General features: G+C 61.3%; 16 protein-coding genes and 1 pseudogene. 7 read left to right on the top strand and 10 right to left on the bottom strand.

Going from position 1 to position 16,733, the window contains the following annotated elements; translation table 11 throughout:
- Nucleotides 1-121: 121 nt before the first annotated feature.
- The 7 genes from AB4P90_RS00990 to istA form a co-directional block, all read right to left on the bottom strand.
- On the bottom strand, nucleotides 122-1,090 hold the full coding sequence (locus tag AB4P90_RS00990) for a magnesium and cobalt transport protein CorA (RefSeq protein WP_003464971.1): 969 nt from the start codon (nucleotides 1,088-1,090) through the stop codon (nucleotides 122-124).
- Complete coding sequence (locus AB4P90_RS00985; protein ID WP_003464969.1) at nucleotides 1,087-1,791, bottom strand: glutathione S-transferase N-terminal domain-containing protein; 705 nt, start codon at nucleotides 1,789-1,791, stop codon at nucleotides 1,087-1,089. Before AB4P90_RS00985 ends, AB4P90_RS00990 begins: the two co-directional genes overlap by 4 nt.
- A 140-nt stretch (nucleotides 1,792-1,931) precedes the next feature.
- The gene (msrA, locus tag AB4P90_RS00980; protein ID WP_003464967.1) at nucleotides 1,932-2,471 is read right to left on the bottom strand and encodes a peptide-methionine (S)-S-oxide reductase MsrA; all 540 of its coding nucleotides are present in this window, start codon (nucleotides 2,469-2,471) and stop codon (nucleotides 1,932-1,934) included.
- 1 nt (nucleotide 2,472) lies between these two features.
- Complete coding sequence (gene msrB, locus AB4P90_RS00975; protein ID WP_003464965.1) at nucleotides 2,473-2,916, bottom strand: peptide-methionine (R)-S-oxide reductase MsrB; 444 nt, start codon at nucleotides 2,914-2,916, stop codon at nucleotides 2,473-2,475.
- A 282-nt stretch (nucleotides 2,917-3,198) separates the two neighbouring features.
- Nucleotides 3,199-4,320, bottom strand: coding sequence for an ISAs1-like element ISPa60 family transposase (locus AB4P90_RS00970; RefSeq protein WP_010455375.1), 1,122 nt, complete (start codon nucleotides 4,318-4,320; stop codon nucleotides 3,199-3,201).
- Between the two features lie 354 nt (nucleotides 4,321-4,674).
- Nucleotides 4,675-5,478 (bottom strand): IS21-like element ISPst3 family helper ATPase IstB, encoded by an 804-nt coding sequence (istB, locus tag AB4P90_RS00965; RefSeq protein WP_010454871.1) that lies wholly within the window; start codon nucleotides 5,476-5,478, stop codon nucleotides 4,675-4,677.
- Nucleotides 5,471-6,970, bottom strand: coding sequence for an IS21-like element ISPst3 family transposase (gene istA, locus AB4P90_RS00960; RefSeq protein ID WP_024012635.1), 1,500 nt, complete (start codon nucleotides 6,968-6,970; stop codon nucleotides 5,471-5,473). The genes istB and istA overlap by 8 nt, the downstream gene beginning before the upstream one ends.
- 645 nt (nucleotides 6,971-7,615) lie before the next feature.
- On the opposite strand from istA, the gene AB4P90_RS00955 reads away from it, so the two are divergent.
- The 3 genes and pseudogenes from AB4P90_RS00955 to AB4P90_RS00945 all read left to right on the top strand — a co-directional run.
- Entirely contained in the window at nucleotides 7,616-7,975 is a 360-nt protein-coding gene (locus tag AB4P90_RS00955; protein ID WP_200601211.1) for a hypothetical protein, read from the top strand.
- 204 nt (nucleotides 7,976-8,179) lie between these two features.
- A complete protein-coding gene (locus tag AB4P90_RS00950) occupies nucleotides 8,180-8,854 on the top strand; it encodes a protein KlaA (protein ID WP_198844937.1) in 675 nt (224 codons plus the stop codon).
- A gap of 104 nt (nucleotides 8,855-8,958) precedes the next feature.
- Nucleotides 8,959-9,498, top strand: a pseudogene (locus tag AB4P90_RS00945) (endonuclease); the annotation flags it as partial.
- Nucleotides 9,499-9,530: 32 nt separating this feature from the next.
- Here the strand turns inward: AB4P90_RS00945 and AB4P90_RS00940 are convergent.
- The 3 genes from AB4P90_RS00940 to AB4P90_RS00930 form a co-directional block, all read right to left on the bottom strand.
- A complete protein-coding gene (locus tag AB4P90_RS00940) occupies nucleotides 9,531-12,494 on the bottom strand; it encodes a Tn3-like element TnAs1 family transposase (RefSeq protein WP_395605576.1) in 2,964 nt (987 codons plus the stop codon).
- Nucleotides 12,495-12,497: 3 nt separating this feature from the next.
- Complete coding sequence (locus AB4P90_RS00935) at nucleotides 12,498-13,058, bottom strand: recombinase family protein (RefSeq protein ID WP_033958617.1); 561 nt, start codon at nucleotides 13,056-13,058, stop codon at nucleotides 12,498-12,500.
- A 920-nt stretch (nucleotides 13,059-13,978) separates the two neighbouring features.
- The gene (locus AB4P90_RS00930; RefSeq protein ID WP_003464996.1) at nucleotides 13,979-14,821 is read right to left on the bottom strand and encodes an AraC family transcriptional regulator; all 843 of its coding nucleotides are present in this window, start codon (nucleotides 14,819-14,821) and stop codon (nucleotides 13,979-13,981) included.
- A 117-nt stretch (nucleotides 14,822-14,938) separates the two neighbouring features.
- Between AB4P90_RS00930 and AB4P90_RS00925 the strand changes: the two genes are divergently transcribed.
- Genes AB4P90_RS00925 through AB4P90_RS00910 form a run of 4 tightly spaced genes read left to right on the top strand, consistent with a single transcriptional unit; the run spans nucleotide 14,939 to nucleotide 16,722 of the window.
- Nucleotides 14,939-15,472 carry a carboxymuconolactone decarboxylase family protein gene (locus AB4P90_RS00925; RefSeq protein ID WP_020309197.1) on the top strand — a complete coding sequence of 178 codons (534 nt, stop codon included), beginning with the start codon at nucleotides 14,939-14,941 and terminating at the stop codon, nucleotides 15,470-15,472.
- A gap of 27 nt (nucleotides 15,473-15,499) precedes the next feature.
- Nucleotides 15,500-16,048: a cytochrome P460 family protein gene (locus AB4P90_RS00920; protein WP_003465000.1), complete on the top strand. Its 549-nt coding sequence runs from the start codon at nucleotides 15,500-15,502 to the stop codon at nucleotides 16,046-16,048.
- A gap of 28 nt (nucleotides 16,049-16,076) precedes the next feature.
- Nucleotides 16,077-16,607, top strand: a complete 531-nt coding sequence (locus tag AB4P90_RS00915) for a uracil-DNA glycosylase family protein (RefSeq protein WP_077203601.1) — start codon at nucleotides 16,077-16,079, stop codon at nucleotides 16,605-16,607.
- Nucleotides 16,510-16,722: a hypothetical protein gene (locus AB4P90_RS00910; protein WP_223866296.1), complete on the top strand. Its 213-nt coding sequence runs from the start codon at nucleotides 16,510-16,512 to the stop codon at nucleotides 16,720-16,722. The genes AB4P90_RS00915 and AB4P90_RS00910 overlap by 98 nt, the downstream gene beginning before the upstream one ends.
- Nucleotides 16,723-16,733 lie beyond the last annotated feature (11 nt).

The following is a 16,733-nucleotide window of genomic DNA, read 5'->3' as shown; positions in this document are numbered from 1 at the left end:
GTAGAGCGTCGGTCAGCTGCTATGTCATGGACGCACCTTCATCTTGAGTTGGATTGGACAAGCTTCCGTATAAGGCCCGCTGTAACCGTCAGATGACGGCGAAGAAAACGATGGGCAGTATTCACAGCCACTTAGCCTTCTTGAAGCGCACAAATAGGAAAACGCACGATATCGCTATCACTCCGAGCACGACAAAGTATCCGTAGGCCGTGTCCAGCTCCGGCATGTGCTTAAAGTTCATGCCGTATATTCCAGCGATCGCCGTCGGGACTGCCAGTATTGCCGCCCAAGCCGCCAGCTGGCGGGTGATCACCCCCGTCCTTTGCGCTTCAAGAAGGCTGCTGGCCTCAAAGACCGTGGACAGGACAAGCAGGAGGCCGTCGACCATGGACTGCACGCGGTGGACATGGTCCGCGACGTCGTGGAAATATGGTGTCATTTCGGCGCTGATGCAGGGAAAGTGGCCGCGAACGAGCTTTCGCACCAGCTCGGCCATAGCCCCGAGCGTGCGCTGGAACCGCGTGAGTTCGGACCTTAGTTCGAAGATTCGCGCCACCTCTTCTGGCCCGAGGAAATCGTGCAGCGACCGTCGCTCCATCGCCAGGACGTCGTCCTCGATCATTTCGAAGATGGGCAGATACTGGTCGACCACGCGATGCAAGATCGCGTGCAGCACATAGTCGACACCCTTGCCGAACTGCGTCGGCGATGCCTCGAGTTGCTCCCGAAGTTTGCCCAGCGCTCCGGCATTGCCGTGCCGCACGGTGATAAGGTGATTGTGACCGGTGAAGATCGCCATCTTGCCGTAGCTGATCCGGTCGCCGACCAGCTCGGCGGTCTGCGCGACGACGTACAACTCATCGTTGTAGACCTCGAGCTTGGGCGGGCACAGCGGGTGCATCGCGTTGTCGATCGCCAACGGATGAAGATTATATGTCCTTTGGATCGCGAGTAGTTCCTCGGGGGTGGGTTCGCTAAGCGCGATCCAGCAGAAGCCCGAGCGACTCTCGCCCAACTTGACGTGCTCATCGAGCGCGATTTCGCGAACTCGCTTGCCTTCGTTGTAATAATAGGCGGCGATGATGCTCATGCTGGCCTCGCGGGAATGTGGAGGCCACGCTGGACGGCCGGTCGAGCCAGCCCGCGTCCAAGCCATGCGCGGACGTTCGAAAAGCTGCTGAGGCCAAGGATGTCACCCGCAGCGTAGAATTCCACCAGCGCATTCACCCAGCCGAGCGTCGCGATGTCCGCGATCGAATAGTCGTCGACGATCCAGTCGCGGCCTTCCAGCCGGCGATCCAGAATCCCCAGCAGACGCGTGGATTCGTCGATAAAGCGCTGTTGCGGCCGCTTGTCCTCATAGTCCTTGCCGCCAAATCGCAGGAAGAAGCCGAGCTGACCGAACATCGGCCCGATGGCCGACATCTGAAAGAACACCCACGCTAGGGTCTCGTAACGCTGGCCTGGTTCGGTGGAGATGAACTGACCCGTCTTGTCGGCCAGATAGAGGAGGATCGCACCGGATTCCCATAAGGCGATGGGTCTACCGTCAGGGCCAGCCGGATCGATGATCGCCGGTATGCGTCCGTTCGGGTTCAGCGACACGAACGCCGGATCCTTCGACTCGTTGTTCGAGATGTCGATCAGGTGGGGCTCGTACGCCAGGCCAGTCTCCTCAAGCATGATCGAGACCTTGACGCCATTGGGCGTAGGGGCTGCGTAGAGTTGCAGGCGATCGGGATGAGATGCCGGCCAGCGCTGCGTGATCGGAAAGGACGAGAGGTCTGGCATAAATCTGCGATCCTGGTGTTGCGATGGCGACTGACTGGAACGAGCCGTCACTCTGAAGTAGGGTTCGATGACCGCGTCGCTGAACGACGCGGTCACGAAGATTGCGGACCGGGTCGGCGCAGTGGCAACGGCAGTGAAGCCTATTCCGCCGCGGTCCCGGCCGCTGGCTGTACGTCGTCAACCTTTTGGCGCTTCGGAAGCACCCAGCCGGGACGGACGAAGTGGCAGGTGTAGCCGCCCGGGCGCTTCTCCAGATAATCCTGGTGATCGGGCTCGGCCTCCCAGAACTCGCCGACCGGCTGGACCTCGGTCACCACTTTGCCATCCCACAGCCCCGAGGCATCCACATCGGCGATCGTATCCTCGGCGACGCGCTTCTGCTCCTCGTCGACATAATAGATGCCCGACCGGTAGGAGAGCCCACGATCATTGCCCTGGCGGTTCAGCGTCGTCGGATCGTGGATCTGGAAGAAGAATTCCAGGATGTTCCGGTAGCTCGTCACTGTCGGGTCGAAGACAATCTCGATCCCCTCGGCATGCGTGCCGTGATTACGATACGTGGCGTTCGGAATATCGCCGCCCGTGTAACCCACACGGGTCGAGATGATGCCGGGCCGCTTGCGGATCAGATCCTGCATGCCCCAGAAACATCCTCCTGCGAGAACAGCGCGCTGATGCATGTTAAGCCTCCTCTACTTGATCGAGATATTCACCGTATCCCTCGGACTCCATCTCGTCGCGCGGGATGAAGCGAAGGGACGCTGAGTTGATGCAGTACCGCAGACCGCCGCGGTCGGAAGGACCATCGGGGAACACATGGCCGAGATGACTGTCTGCGTGTACTGACCTGACCTCCGTCCGGACCATGCCGTGTGCGCTGTCCCGCACCTCGTTCACGTTTGCCGAAACGATCGGCTTGGTGAAGCTGGGCCAGCCAGTACCCGAATCGAACTTGTCCGTCGAAGCGAACAGTGGCTCTCCCGACACTATGTCGACGTAGATGCCAGGCTCCTTGTTGTCGTTGTACTCGCCCGTGAAGGGCCTTTCGGTGCCCGCCTCCTGGGTAATTCGGTGTTGCTCGGGAGTCAGGTGGTCGATTGCTGTCTGTGACTTTTCAAACTTCATTACAGTCTCCAATACTTATCTAGAGGGCCAGGCACGCTACCGCTAATTTTTTATGTCTCCTGATTTGCTCCTACAATGGTAGTGGGATGGCAAACGAGGTTTTACTAAGTGTTGGAAAATTAGAGATTTAAATTTCGCGTCTATTAGTTCTAGCGCAACTGAGTGGTTAAGCAAGTACGTAATCAGTAAATATTAAAAAAATAACACAAAAGCACGATTATATAATACAGTGTCAGTGTTTTATGATAATCAACAACGCCTGTCAAGGCAATCGCATGAAGCTCACCTGAGACCTAATAGTTCAGCCCGATAATCATCAGAGGTTGCAGCAATCAGCCTTCGTGCCTTGATGCCACCCTTGCGCTTGACCGGATCCAACCGGATCAAATTCAATGTAAGTTGCTTGAGAACGGCCATGTTGTGGGCAGCATGCCCGGTTCGGATCCGCATCTGATCGTCACCAAAAATGACATCCATGCACCAGTGGACGCGGTTCTCCACGCCCCAGTGCGCCCTGATGGCATGTGCGATGCGCTCTGCATCCGGAGCAAGACTGCTGATGTAGTAACGGCGCTCCAGGCTGGTCTGGTTGCCCACAGTCCGCTCGGACTCCAGCATCACGAAAGTGCGCAGTCCTGGCCAGCGTTCTGGCTGTGGCAGGCACTGGAGTTGGTCGAAAACATGGCAGCGACGAACCTCCAGCCGGCCATGGTCCTTCTCGACATGCTCGAAGTGCGCATGGGGTACCCGGGCAGGATCGCCGTCCAAAAAGGTGTCAGCGAAGTCATCGATCGCTTCGGCCAGCTTCGGCTGGTTTCCCTTGATGGCCAGCAGATAGTGCGCCCCGCGATCGAGAATGGCCTGTGCAATGTCCGGCTGGGTACCCATGGCATCGATCGTCACGGTGCAGCCCTCAAGCGCCAGTGTGGCCAGCAGCTCAGGAATGGCGGTCTTCTCGTTGGACTTCTGGGAGGTCGCCCTCTGCCCGAGAATCAGCCCTGAATCAGCCGCAAAAGCGCTGACCAGGTGCAACGGGGCCGTGTTTTTCTTGCCGGAGCGGCGACTGGTCTTGCCGTCTAGGGCAACCACTTGCGGAGAAAGGGCCGGTAGGATCGCCGCAACCCAACAGCGGAAGGCCTGCTCGAACTCCTCTGGATCGATCAGGCTGAATAGCCGTCCAAAGGTGTCGTGTGAGGGAATGCCGTGGGGTAGTTTCAGAATACGGCGGAACCAGTCCAGCCGCTGCTCAGCCCAGAGTTCGATTTCGATGAAGGTGTCAGCGCCGGCAAGCACGCCGCAGATAGCCACGACCAGTGTTTCGACCAGGTCGTGACGAATCTTGCCCTGCTGACGGGGATCATTGATGGCGACCAGAACATCGGAGATTGGTATGTGATGCGACATTGCAGGGCATCCTGAGTAGAGAGGCGCTCAGGATGCCCGCTGGGAAAGGACTCATTCAAATCGGCAGGCGTTCATGCGATTGCCCTGCAACGCCTGTTTAGATGCTGGTAGATGCGAATTTTTTGGCGTACAGTCAAAATTTTCTGATGGTTGCTTAGTGTGTTGGCGCTGATGGAAAATTGACCCACCCTGCCGATTGAAATTTGACCCAGGGCGGATTGCTGATTTTGTTACCAGCAACTGTGGATAAGTCTACCAGCGCAGCTGCTGTTGCCCCCACTCCTTCGCTAGCCCAGTTCAGTTGTTTAAGACCTGCCACACGCAGCCATGTAGCAGGCCGTCGTCGCCATGAAATCAGAACGGCTCATCGTCCTCCGGTTCCTGGCCGCCCTTACGCTTTCGCTCCCGTGATTTGATCTTGGCCTGGGCCGCCAAGCTACTGTGTTGCAGGCGATAGGACTCGTTACCGGTTTCGACGATGTGGCAGTGGTGGGTCAGCCGATCCAGCAGGGCGGTGGTCATCTTGGCGTCGCCGAACACGCTCGACCATTCGGCGAAGCTCAGGTTGGTGGTGATCACCACGCTGGTGTGTTCGTACAGCTTGGATAGCAGGTGAAACAGCAACGCACCGCCGGCCTGGCTGAAGGGCAGATAACCCAGTTCGTCGAGGATGACCAGATCCATGCGCAGCAGAGCTTGGGCGATCCGCCCGGCTTTGCCGTCGTGCTTTTCGCGCTCCAGCAGATTGACCAGATCGACCGTGGAGTAGAAGCGCACGCGCTTGCCGTGCCGGGTGATGCCGGACACGGCCAGCGCAGTGGCCAGGTGGGTTTTACCGGTGCCAGGCCCACCGATCAGCACCACGTTCTGCGCGGTGTCGGTAAAGGCCAGACTGGCCAGTTCGCTGATCAAACGAGCGTCTGCGCTGGAGGCGCTGAAGTCGAAGCCGGCCAGGTCGCGGTGCATCGGCAGCTTGGCCATGTTCATCTGGTGGCTCACCGAGCGCATGGCGCGATCTGTGTGCTCTTGTTCCAGCAGGTGTTCGAGCAGCCACTTGGACGAGGCTGTGTTCGACTCACCCTGCGCAGTCAACTCCGCCCAGGCCGTGGCCATGCCGTGCAGGCGCAGCTCCTTGAGTTCCGCCATCAAATCACGCATGACCGATCTCCTCGGTCTGGCCACGCAGGCGGTCGTAGCGCGCCGTGTTAGCGACGGGGGCTTCCTTGAGCGACAAGTGGGTTTCGACGCTGGGTGGTGGTTCGGTCGCGGCCAGGCGCGCCACGACATTGAGGATGTGTTCGGCGCTCAGGCTGCCGCTTTCCAGTACCAGCTCAACAGCCACCAGCACCGCATCGAGCCCGGCGACCGGTACGGCAGCCAGAACTTGCGCCATGATCCGGTCACCGCCGGCATGACGCCCCAGACCGTGCTTAAGCTGACGCAGCGGCGCCGGCAGATCAGCAAAGGGCGCGCCGTTGCGCAGCGCACCGGGCTTGCGTTCGATCAGCGGGAGGTAGTGCTGCCAGTCATAGCTGACCTGGTCGCGATCCAGCAAGCGGACATGGCTGGCGATCAGCGCGTCGTCAGCCACCACCTCGATTCGCGTCGGATACAAACGGCTGCTGACCCACTTACCCGCATACTCACACGGCACCGAGTAGCGGTTGCGCCCGACGCTGACCAGGCAGGTGCTGGAGACCCGCGCAGGCCGCTCGACGTAACCGTCGAATGGCGCTGGCACAGGCATCAGTTCAGCGCGCTCCAACTCCAGCACTTCGGCCACACTCAGCCCGCTGTATTGAGGGTGCGTCAGCTCGTTCCAAAGCGCGCGGCAGCGCTGGCCCAGCCAGGCATTGAGTTCCTCGAAGGAGTGAAACTGGCAGTCCTGGGCGTCTAGCCAGATACGCCTGCGGCTGTCTTGCACGTTCTTTTCAACGATGCCCTTTTCCCAACCAGCGGCGACGTTGCAGAAGTCCGGATCGAACAGGTAATGCGCGCACATCACCGCAAAGCGCGCATTCACCGCCCGGCCTTTGCCCTTATTGACCTTGTCGACGGCGGTCTTCATGTTGTCGTAGATGCCCCGGCGCGGCACGCCGCCCAAGGAGCCGAACGAGCGTGTATGGGCGTCAAATAACATCTCATGGCCCTGGCTCGGATACGCCACAAGCCAGAACGCACGGCTGGCACACAGCTTCAGATGTGCCACCTGCATACGCCGGTAAATGCCGCCGACCAGCAAGCCTTCCTCGCTCCAGTCAAACTGAAACGCCTCGCCAAGAGCAAAGGTCAGCGGCACAAAGGCCTGCGACGCCTTGCCCTGTCCCCCTCGCCAGGCACGGATAAACGCGGTGAGCTGGCTGTAGCCACCGTCATAACCTTCGGCTTTGATTTGCGCCAACAGCGCCTTGGCACTGCGCCGCTGTTGCTTGGGCCGCAGCGAATCGGCTTTTAGCGCCTGCTCCAGCGTGGCGTGAAAAGGGCTGAGTTTGTTGAAGATCGCGCGGCGTTGGTAGACCGGCGGCTTGGCCTCAGGTGCTCTGACCCACTTGCGAATCGTGTTGCGCGCCAACCCGGTGCGCTTGGCTATCTCATGCAGCGACAGCTTGTCGCGGAAATACATCCGGCGAATTTTGCCCATCATTTCCATACTGATCACCCTGTGTTCTCCTGCTCAAAAATTGAGCAGAAGCAGTTGAACACCTGGGTCAGTTTTCAGTCGGCAGAACAGCCTCTACTGGGTCAGTTTTCGGTCAGCGGCAACAGCGTTGGCCGATGCATACCCGTGGGGAGAGCGAAAAAACACTCCCTACAAGGCGTGGCTCGCCGAAGTGCGCCGGCAGTTGGGGCACCCGTTGAATACGCCGAAAGCAGATCCAGAGAGCCAACAAACTGACATGTTTGCCCTCCCTAACAAGTAGACCACTTAGCTGTGGCATCCTTGATGCGAATGAGCTGGCCTACCTGGTGGCGTTCTCCTGCTGAGAAGGTCATCCTTTTTCCAAGCGCTACCCTTACCGGGGTATGCCGGCTTTTTTCCCTTCCAGAAAGGGCTGGGCGGCCTCCCAAGTTCGCCCCCTCCAATACCGAAAATCATCTGCTCATGCATCCAGGCGCTTGCGCTGGCTGGGCCGCATCGAGTGCTAAGCCTCTAACGTCAGTGCCTGCGCCCTAGCATCGAATTCAGGCGGAAAAGCTGTCTGAAACCGAGCTGCACGGGCTACCGGTTCTTGCATCCTTGGGAATATCAACGTCTCGGGTAAAACCGATGCCGAACCCGCCAAAGGAGCATGCAATGCCAATCGCAAACGAGCATCAAGAAGACGAGCCGAGATTAATCGACCGGATAATGAGTGACCTGCTGTCCGCTATGGATCGAGACGATTCAGACATGCGCTCCACGTTGATCAAGAACAGTGACGACATCCGGACCCTGGCCGAAATCTGCCGGCAGACCGGTGTTTTCGAGCATAGCCAGGCAAAGTTCGCCGAATTCAAGCAGCATCTGGAGGAGTCAACACCTCCTGAAGAACGGCTCGTCAAGTCGTGGGCGTGGCTGCTTGACCGGATTGTCCATTCGCCGACCACTCTGCATATGCGGGGAGCCGTTCGCCTATGCGTGCCACTGGTTGCGCTCTACCTACCTCCTGAATGAATTCAGGTCGAAACCCGCGTAGCTAGGGAATGAGGCGATTATTCGCGCCATTTTGAAGCGAATCGGGGAGGTTTGGGTTATTTCGAGATCGCGATACAAAGACTTCGAGCTGCGCTTTCAGTCGGTAAAAGCGTCTGAAATAACAACCCGCCAAGGAATACGGCAGGTACGATCTCCAACAAATCCAAGGAGAAATTTTCCGCCATGACTCATTCAGTGGTCAGCATCGACCACCTCAAACAGCAGGTACTCCCTGAGTTGTTTACTTTCCCGGCTCGCCTCGGCGAGTACGGGGGCGTAGCGGATAGCTCTGCCAAAATCGATCAACTATCCGATCTCATGGAGAGCGGGTCGGCGGCGGCGCTTGCGGCCAAAATCGCAGAAATCCTCTCGAAAATGGCCGACGCCTCGCCGGAGCAGATTACCCGGAAGCCGACCTGGTTCGAGAAGGTTCTGGGTGGAGCCGTGGAAAAGCAGGTTCGCTATCAAGTCGCCAGGTCAACACTGGAACAACTGCTGGCCGAAGCTGAAGGTCATGCCCAAGGTGTACGCGATACGGTCAGCGCCATCAGCAGAATGATCATTGCCCACGCCGAAGAGGCAGAAGCACTGAAAGTGTTCATCCAGGCCGGGCGTGAATTCCTCGAAGAGAACCCTCTCATCGGGACGGTAGCGGAGGGGGAGATCGAGTTTGATCGGCCGCGAGAACAGCATCGCCAGAGTGCCTTGGCCGAGGCAAACGACTGGAAGCGCAACAGCTTCTGGGCACTTCTCCTGGCTGGGTTGTTTGGGGTCATTGCCACGGGCCATGAATCGATCGCGCAAATTATCTTTCGCAGAGTTCGTCGCATTGGCGAGCTTCTTACACCGCTGCGGTAGCTACTGCGAGCAGCGCTCAAACCCAAGCCTTGCTTGGGTTTTTTTTCCCCTGAATAGCCTGGAACCACCCTTGTTTTAAGGAAAAGACCGTGAAATCGATCCCCATGATGTTTTTGGCCATGCTGATGGCCACGTCTAACTGCGCTCTGGCCTCAGCACCTACGACCTTCGAGCAGGCCAAGGTTGAGCTACGCCAGAAAGTCTACTACGACCGCAACACCAGCGAAGCCGGCGATCTTTACTGTGGGTGCAATTGGAAGTGGGTAGGGCGATCAGGAGGCCGTGTGGACTTCGCCTCGTGCGGGTACGAAGTCCGCGCTCAGGAGAATCGCGCGCAGCGCATCGAATGGGAGCATGTCTTGCCCGCATACGCCTTCGGCAGCCAGCGGCAGTGTTGGCAGAACGGGGGGCGCAAAAACTGCATCGATACCGATCCGGTATTTCGCAAAATGGAAGCCGACATGCACAACCTCGATGTGAGTGTCGGCGAGGTGAATGCTGATCGCAGCAACTTTCGCTATGGCGTTTTACCCTCAACACCCAAGCAATACGGCGCTTGCCCGACCAGAACAGATTTCCAGCAGCGGGTGACAGAGCCTCGCGACCAAGTAAAGGGAGCGGTTGCTCGCATCTATTTCTACATGGGGAGCCCGCAGAATTCGGAAAAAATCGTACGCTAAGGTTTTCCGGGCATCCGTAGGGGCCGAAACTTCCCGTCTTCCAGTCTGCGGCTCTGCCGCCAGACGTAATCGCCGGATAGGTTGATGTGCTCCCAGCCCAGCGGCGACAGGAATTGCAGCAGCTCGCCGTCCACCGGCTTGCCGGCCTCGACCAACCCCTGGGTGGCGCGTTCCAGGTACACCGTGTTCCACAGCACGATAGCCGCCGTCACCAGGTTGAGGCCGCTGGCCCGGTAGCGCTGCTGCTCGAAGCTCCGATCCCTGATTTCCCCAAGGCGGTTGAAGAACACCGCCCTGGCCAGCGAGTTGCGCGCCTCACCTTTGTTCAGGCCGGCATGCACGCGGCGGCGCAGTTCAACACTTTGCAGCCAGTCCAGGATGAACAGCGTGCGTTCGATCCGGCCCAGTTCGCGCAGGGCGACAGCCAGGCCGTTCTGACGCGGATAGCTGCCGAGCTTGCGCAGCATCAGCGAGGCGGTAACGGTGCCCTGCTTGATCGAGCTGGCCAGGCGCAGGATGTCGTCCCAATGAGCGCGCACGTGCTTGATGTTCAGGGTGCCACCGATCAGCGGGCGCAGCGTCGGGTAGGCCTGCACGCCCTGCGGCACGTACAGTTTGGTTTCGCCGAGGTCGCGGATGCGTGGCGCGAAGCGGAAGCCCAGCAGGTGCATCAGGGCGAAGACGTGATCGGTGAAACCGGCCGTGTCGGTGTAGTGCTCCTCGATCCGCAGGTCGGACTCGTGATACAGCAGGCCGTCGAGCACATAGGTGGAATCTCGGACGCCGACATTCACCACGCGTGTGCTGAACGGCGCGTATTGGTCGGAGATGTGGGTGTAGAACAGCCGTCCTGGCTCGCTGCCGTACTTCGGGTTGACGTGCCCGGTGCTCTCACCCCGGCCGCCAGCGCGGAAGCGCTGGCCATCGGAGGATGAGGTGGTGCCGTCGCCCCAATGGGCAGCGAAGGCATGGCGGTACTGGTGATTGACCAGCTCGGCCAAGGCCGCCGAATAGGTTTCATCGCGGATATGCCAGGCTTGTAGCCAGGACAGCTTGGCGTAGGTCAGGCCGGGGCTCGACTCGGCCATCTTGGTCAGTCCGAGGTTGATTGCATCACCGAGGATCGCGGACAGCAGCAACGTCCGGTCTTTGGCCTCGGCCCCGTCCTTCAAGTGGGTGAAGTGGCGGCTGAAGCCCGTCCAATCGTCCACGTCCATCAGCAGTTCGGTGATCTTGATGCGCGGCAGTAACTGACTGGTCTGGTCGATCAGCGCCTGCGCCCGATCCGGCACCGCCTCCAGCGGGGTGATTTTCAGGCCGGACTCGGTGAGGATGGCATCGGGCAGCTCGTTGTCCTTGGCCAGGCGGGCGACAGTGGCCAACTGCTCGTCCAGCAGCTGCAAGCGCTCTTCCAGGTACTGGTCGCTGTTCGGGTTGATCGCCAGCGGCAGGGCCTGTTCCCGCTTGAGCGCGGCGAACTTCTCGGCCGGCAACAGGTAGTCGTCGAAGTCGCGGAACTGCCGCGAGCCCTTGACCCAGATGTCGCCGGAGCGCAGGGCGTTCTTCAGCTCGGACAGCGCGCAGATTTCGTAGAAGCGCCGGTCGAGGCCTTCCAGGGTGATCACCAGCGGCTTCCAGCGCGGCTTGATGAAGGCAGTGGGGGCATCGGCCGGCACCTTGCGCAGGTTGTCGGCGTTCATCTCGCGCAGGGTCTGCACGGCTGCCAGCACGCCTTGCGCGGCCGGGGCGGCGCGCAGCTCCAGTACCTCCAGCAGGGCCGGCGTGTAGCGGCGCAGGGTGGCGAAGTTCTCGCCGACCAGGTGCAGGTGGTCGAAGCCCTCCGGCCGGGCCAGCAGCTCGGCCTCACTGACGCTCTCGGTGAACTCGTCCCAGGGAATCACCGCCTCGATGGCGGCGTAGGGATCGCTGCCGCTTTCCTTTGCCTCCAGCAGCGCCTGGCCGATCTTGGAGTACAGGCGCACTTTGTCATTGATCGCCTTGCCCTGCTTCTGGAACTGCTGCTGATGCTTGTGTTTCGCGACGCTGAACAGCTTGACCAGGATGCGGTCGTGCAGATCCACCAGCTCATCAATCACGGTTGCAGTGCTCTCCAGTACCACGGCGGCCAGGGTCGCATAACGTCGCTGCGGCTCGAACTTGCCAAGGTCTTTGGGCGTCATCTGCCCACCCTCGCGGGCCAGCTTGAGCAGGCGGTTCTGGTGGATGTGCCGGCCAAGGCCTTCGGGCAAGTCCACCAGCTGAAATGTCTTCAGCCGTTCGATGTGCTCAAGCATGTGGCGGGAGTTGGGTTTCAGCGGTGCCTGCCGCAGCCAGGTCAACCAGGTGATGCTGCTGCCGGCCTTGAGCTTAAGCAACTCGTCCAGCTTGGCCCGATGCGAGTCGGTGAGAGGTTCGACCAGGGCGCGGTAGACCCGCCGATTGGCCCGTGCAATGGCCTCCGAGCAAGCCCGGTCGATCACGCTCAACGCCGGCAGGATGCGTCGCTTCTGCCGCAGGCTCTCCAGCGCCTGGCCGGCCAGCAGCAAGCCCTTGTCGGTCTGCTGGGCTCGTTCGGTCAGCTCGCGCACCAGGGCGCGGAAGTCGGACAGGCCGAACGGGGCCAGTTGAAGGTAGGTGCGCAGTTCCTGGGCGTGCTCACGACGGGTCACATCGCGCTCGCCGTACTTCGTCCAACTCGCCGGATCGGTCTGGACTTGCTTGGCCACCCACAGGATGACCAGTTCGGGCAGCTCGCTGTCAGTGCCCAACGCATAGCCGGGGTAGCGCAGCAGGCAGAGTTGCACCGCAAAGCCCAGACGGTTGGCGTCGCCGCGCCGCTGGCGGATCAGTGACAGGTCGGAATCGTTGAAGGTGTAGTAGCGGATCAGGTCATCCTGGCTTTCCGGCAGCGCGAGCAGGGTGTCCCGCTCCGTGGCCGAGAGGATCAAGCGACGCGGCATGTGTCAGTCGTCCGTGCGGAGGTACTGGTAGAGAGTTTCGCGGCTGATGTTGAACTCGCGGGCGAGCTGCGCCTTGGGCTCACCTGCCGCCGCCCGCTGCCGCAGGGTAACAGTCTGCTCGTCGGACAGGGCCTTCTTGCGGCCCCGGTACGCGCCGCGCTGCTTGGCCAGGGCGATACCCTCGCGCTGCCGCTCACGGATCAGAGCGCGCTCGAACTCAGCGAAGGCCCCCATTACCGACAGCATCAGGTTGGCCATCGGCGAGTCCTCGCCGGTGAATACCAGCCCCTCCTTCAAGAACTCGATTCGCACGCCGCGCTGGGTCAGCTTCTGCACCAGGCGGCGCAGGTCGTCGAGGTTGCGGGCCAGGCGATCCATGCTGTGCACCACCACCGTGTCGCCCTCGCGGACGAAGCTCAGCAGCGCTTCGAGCTGGGGGCGCTGGGTGTCCTTGCCGGATGCCTTGTCGGTGAACACCTTGCTCACCTGGGTCTGTTCCAGTTGGCGTTCCGGGTTCTGGTCGAAGCTGCTGACCCGGACGTAGCCGATGCGGTGCCCCTGCACGATGTCTCCTTGGTTGAAGGCGGCTTAAGTGCACTTTCTGTTCCGTTGCGCCTCAAACCCCGTTTCTGTCAGGCTGAAATCTATAACCTTCGCGGGCATGTGTCAAAAAATGGGAAAGCAGACTCTATTCTGACGAAGCGGCGCGGCCCTGTTTGACATCAAGTTAGGGTATGCCCTAACTGGGCGTCAGGCCGGAACCTTGGGCAGTGTCAGAATAGGGCCGATTCCAGCATTTTCTGACGACTCGCCTGCAACCTCTAGGGCCTCAACCTGACAGGCCGCACGCTTAGCGTACGATTTTGTCCGTTTTCTCTATCGTCCCCTCCATGCCCGACGGACGGTCGCCGGCCCGCCCTGGTCGAAGGCCGCCCCACTCGGCCCGGCGAGGCCCGGCCAAGGTTGGACAGTTGCAGCGGCCAAAATCGCCCCCTGCGGCCTCCTGGGCGCGTTTCTGGTGCCAAGGTAGGCTTGCCCCCTGACTGACAGCTTCCGCGTTGTGTGGGCGATTCTGGAGGCTCTGACGCTGCTCCGGTTGCAGCGCTCCCGCCCCCTCTTTGGCGTTCAACCTGTCGTTTTCAGAAGACGGCTGCACTGAACGTCAGAAGCCGACTGCACTATAGCAGCGGAGGGGTTGGATCCATCAGGCAACGACGGGCTGCTGCCGGCCAATAGCCGACAATGACGACACTGGAAATCCCCGCCTGTGAGCGTCGGCTCAGGGCGGGACAGCGTCATCCAGCTACCTGCGCCACTGACTCAGCCTTGTCCAGCCGGCCGCGCCGCACGAACAGACTGACCAGCCGTTGACGGATCGCCACCTGGAGTTCCGCCAGTTGTTCCGGCGTGATGCGAATTTCACCCGCTCGACGAGCGCAACACCGGCGCCGCCTACGCCAAGAACCGGCGAATCGAACTCAAACTCACGAACCGCTGAGCGCCGCGTCACCGCGCTGCTGCGCCAGCCAGTCGCGCGGGGCGCAGCCCATGCGCACGCGGAAGGCGCGCGCCAGAGCGTTCGGGCTGCCGTAGCCGACGCGGTCGGCCACCACCGCCACCGGCCGCCCCTGCTTGAGCAGGGTGCAACTGACGTTCATCCGCCAGTCGGCCAGATAGTCGCCCGGCGTGACGCCCACCGCGTCCTTGAACGCGGCGGCGAAGCGCGCGCGTGACATGCCCGCCTTCGCCGCCAGCGCCTCGAGCGACCACGCGGTCTGCGGCGCATCGTGCATGGCGGTTATGGCGCGCGCGAGTTTCGGGTCGGCCAGGCCCGCCAGCAGTCCGGTGGCGCCAAGCCGCCCATCCATCAGATAACGCAGCAACTGGATCAGTAGCAACTCGCACAAGCGGTCGATGGCGGCCTGCCGACCGCACTGGTCGCGCTCGGCTTCGGCAAACAGCAACTCTAGCGTCGGCCCGAGGCCGGGCAAGTCCGCCAACGGAATCAGCAGCATCGACGGCAAGGCCATGGCCAACGGATTGCCCGTCGAAGCGCCCAGGTCGACCTCCGCACACAACCGCTCAGCGGTATCGCCGGGGGCGGCGACAAAACGATGCGACGCCACGCGCGGATAAAACAGCAGGCTCGGCTCGGTAACCAGCAGATCTTCATGCACGGGCGAACGCGCCGTAATCGGGCCGCGCCGCACCAGATGGATATAGCCATGCGGCGCCGCGTAATGATGCTGCCCACAGAAGGCGCCGCTGTGAAAAACGCGCGCCGAAAGCGAGTAGTGCCGGAGCAAGCCGGCCAGTCGATCCGCCATTCCACTCTCCATATAAGACGATAGGTTACGTATTTGATACTTTACGTGCCATATCGTACCAAACAAAGGGCGATCATGCCCACGTGCTCTTGCACCTCACCCACTACGGAGATAGACATGACCCAAATCGCCCCCCTGACCATCGACACCGCTGACGCCGCTACCGCTGCCACACTCAAGGCCGTCAAAGCCAAGCTTGGCATGGTGCCGAACCTGTTCGCCACGCTGGCCCACGCGCCGGCGGCGCTCAATGGCTACCTCGGCTTGTCCGAAACGCTGGGCACCGGCCGCCTGAATGCCTCCCAGCGCGAGATCGTTGCGCTCGCTGCCGGTCAAGCCAATCGCTGCCAGTATTGCCTGAGCGCACACACCCTGATCGGCAAAGGTGCCGGACTGTCGGCAGAGGCCATCGCCGCGGCCCGCACCGGCCAGGCGGCCAACGCACTTGACGATGCAATCGCCGGCTTTGCCCGCGCGCTGGTCGAGCAACGCGGCGTGGTGTCGGCCGACGCCATGGCCAACTACCGCCGCGCGGGGCTCGACGACGGCCTGATACTGGAAGTGATCGCCAACGTCGCGCTGAACACGCTCACCAACTACACCAACCACATCGCCGACACCACGGTGGATTTCCCCGTGGTCGCCGTCTGATCTCCATAGGCATATAAGGAGAACACGATGAAAATCGCACTCACCGGCGCTCTGCTCGCCAGCGCCCTCGTCCTGCCACTGGCCGTCACGGCCGGCGACTTTTCGCCCTATGTGGACAGCCAGGGCGGCATCAGCCGCCCCACAGACTTCCGCACAAACTTCGTCCACCTGGGCTCATATGCGGTGTTGGACGAAAAATCCGCCTCTCGCGGCTTGCACGATGTGTACACCGAAAAGGCCTCGGCCGAGCACTACCGCAAGACCGGCAAGTTCTTGGACGGCGCCACGCTGGTGAAAGAGATCCGCAAGCTCGAAACCAGCGCCATGACCACTGGCAACCCTGTGGTCTGGGGTTCCGATGCGGCCGTGTGGTTCGTGATGGTCAAGGACGCCAAAGGCCGTTTCGCCAGCAACCCCTTGTGGGGCGACGGCTGGGGCTGGGCGCTGTTCAAGGCCGACGCCCCCGCCAAGAATGTCGCCGTCAGCTACGAAGCCGACTGCATGGGCTGCCATGTGCCGGCGGCCAAGACCGACCGCGTATTCATCCAGGGCTATCCGACACTGACCCAGCACTGACTTGCTGCCGGGTTACGCTTCGCGCAGGATGGCACCTCCGTCCTGCGCGAGCCACCCTTTCCGGAAGCGCGCCATGCCGACACTCGACGCCTTTCTGACCGACGTCCGCGCCTGCACGCGCTGCGCACCGCATCTGCCACACGGCGTGCAGCCGGTCTTCCAGTTTCACCCGAGTGCGCCCATCCTCATCGCCGGCCAAGCACCGGGGGCCCGGGTCCATGCCTCAGGCGTGCCCTTCGACGACGCCAGCGGCGCGCGTCTGCGCGCCTGGCTGGGCGTGGACCGCGACACCTTCTACGACCCTACCCGCATCGCCATTCTGCCCATGGGCTTCTGTTATCCGGGCACCGGCAAAAGCGGTGACCTGCCGCTACGCCCGGAGTGCGCCCCCCGCCTGGCGCGAAGCCTTCATGCAGCGTTTCGAGCGCCTGTCGCTGGTCATCGTGCTGGGCAGCTACGCCATGGACTACCACCTCGGTACTGGCAAGACGCCGCTCACCCGGGTGGTCGAAGCCTGGCGCGAGCACTGGCCGCAAGCGTTCCCCCTGCCTCACCCTAGCCCGCGCAACAATCGCTGGCTGGTGCGCAACCCCTGGTTCCAACAAGACGTGCTGCCCGCGCTGCAAGCACGCGTCCAGGCAGTCCTCACCGCCAACCCCAAGGAAACCCCATGACCGACGACACC

The sequence above is a fragment of the Pseudomonas sp. B16120 genome, from assembly GCF_044218845.1.
GTDB classification, from domain to species: domain Bacteria; phylum Pseudomonadota; class Gammaproteobacteria; order Pseudomonadales; family Pseudomonadaceae; genus Aquipseudomonas; species Aquipseudomonas paracarnis.
This window is presented reverse-complemented; position numbering and strand designations above follow the sequence as displayed.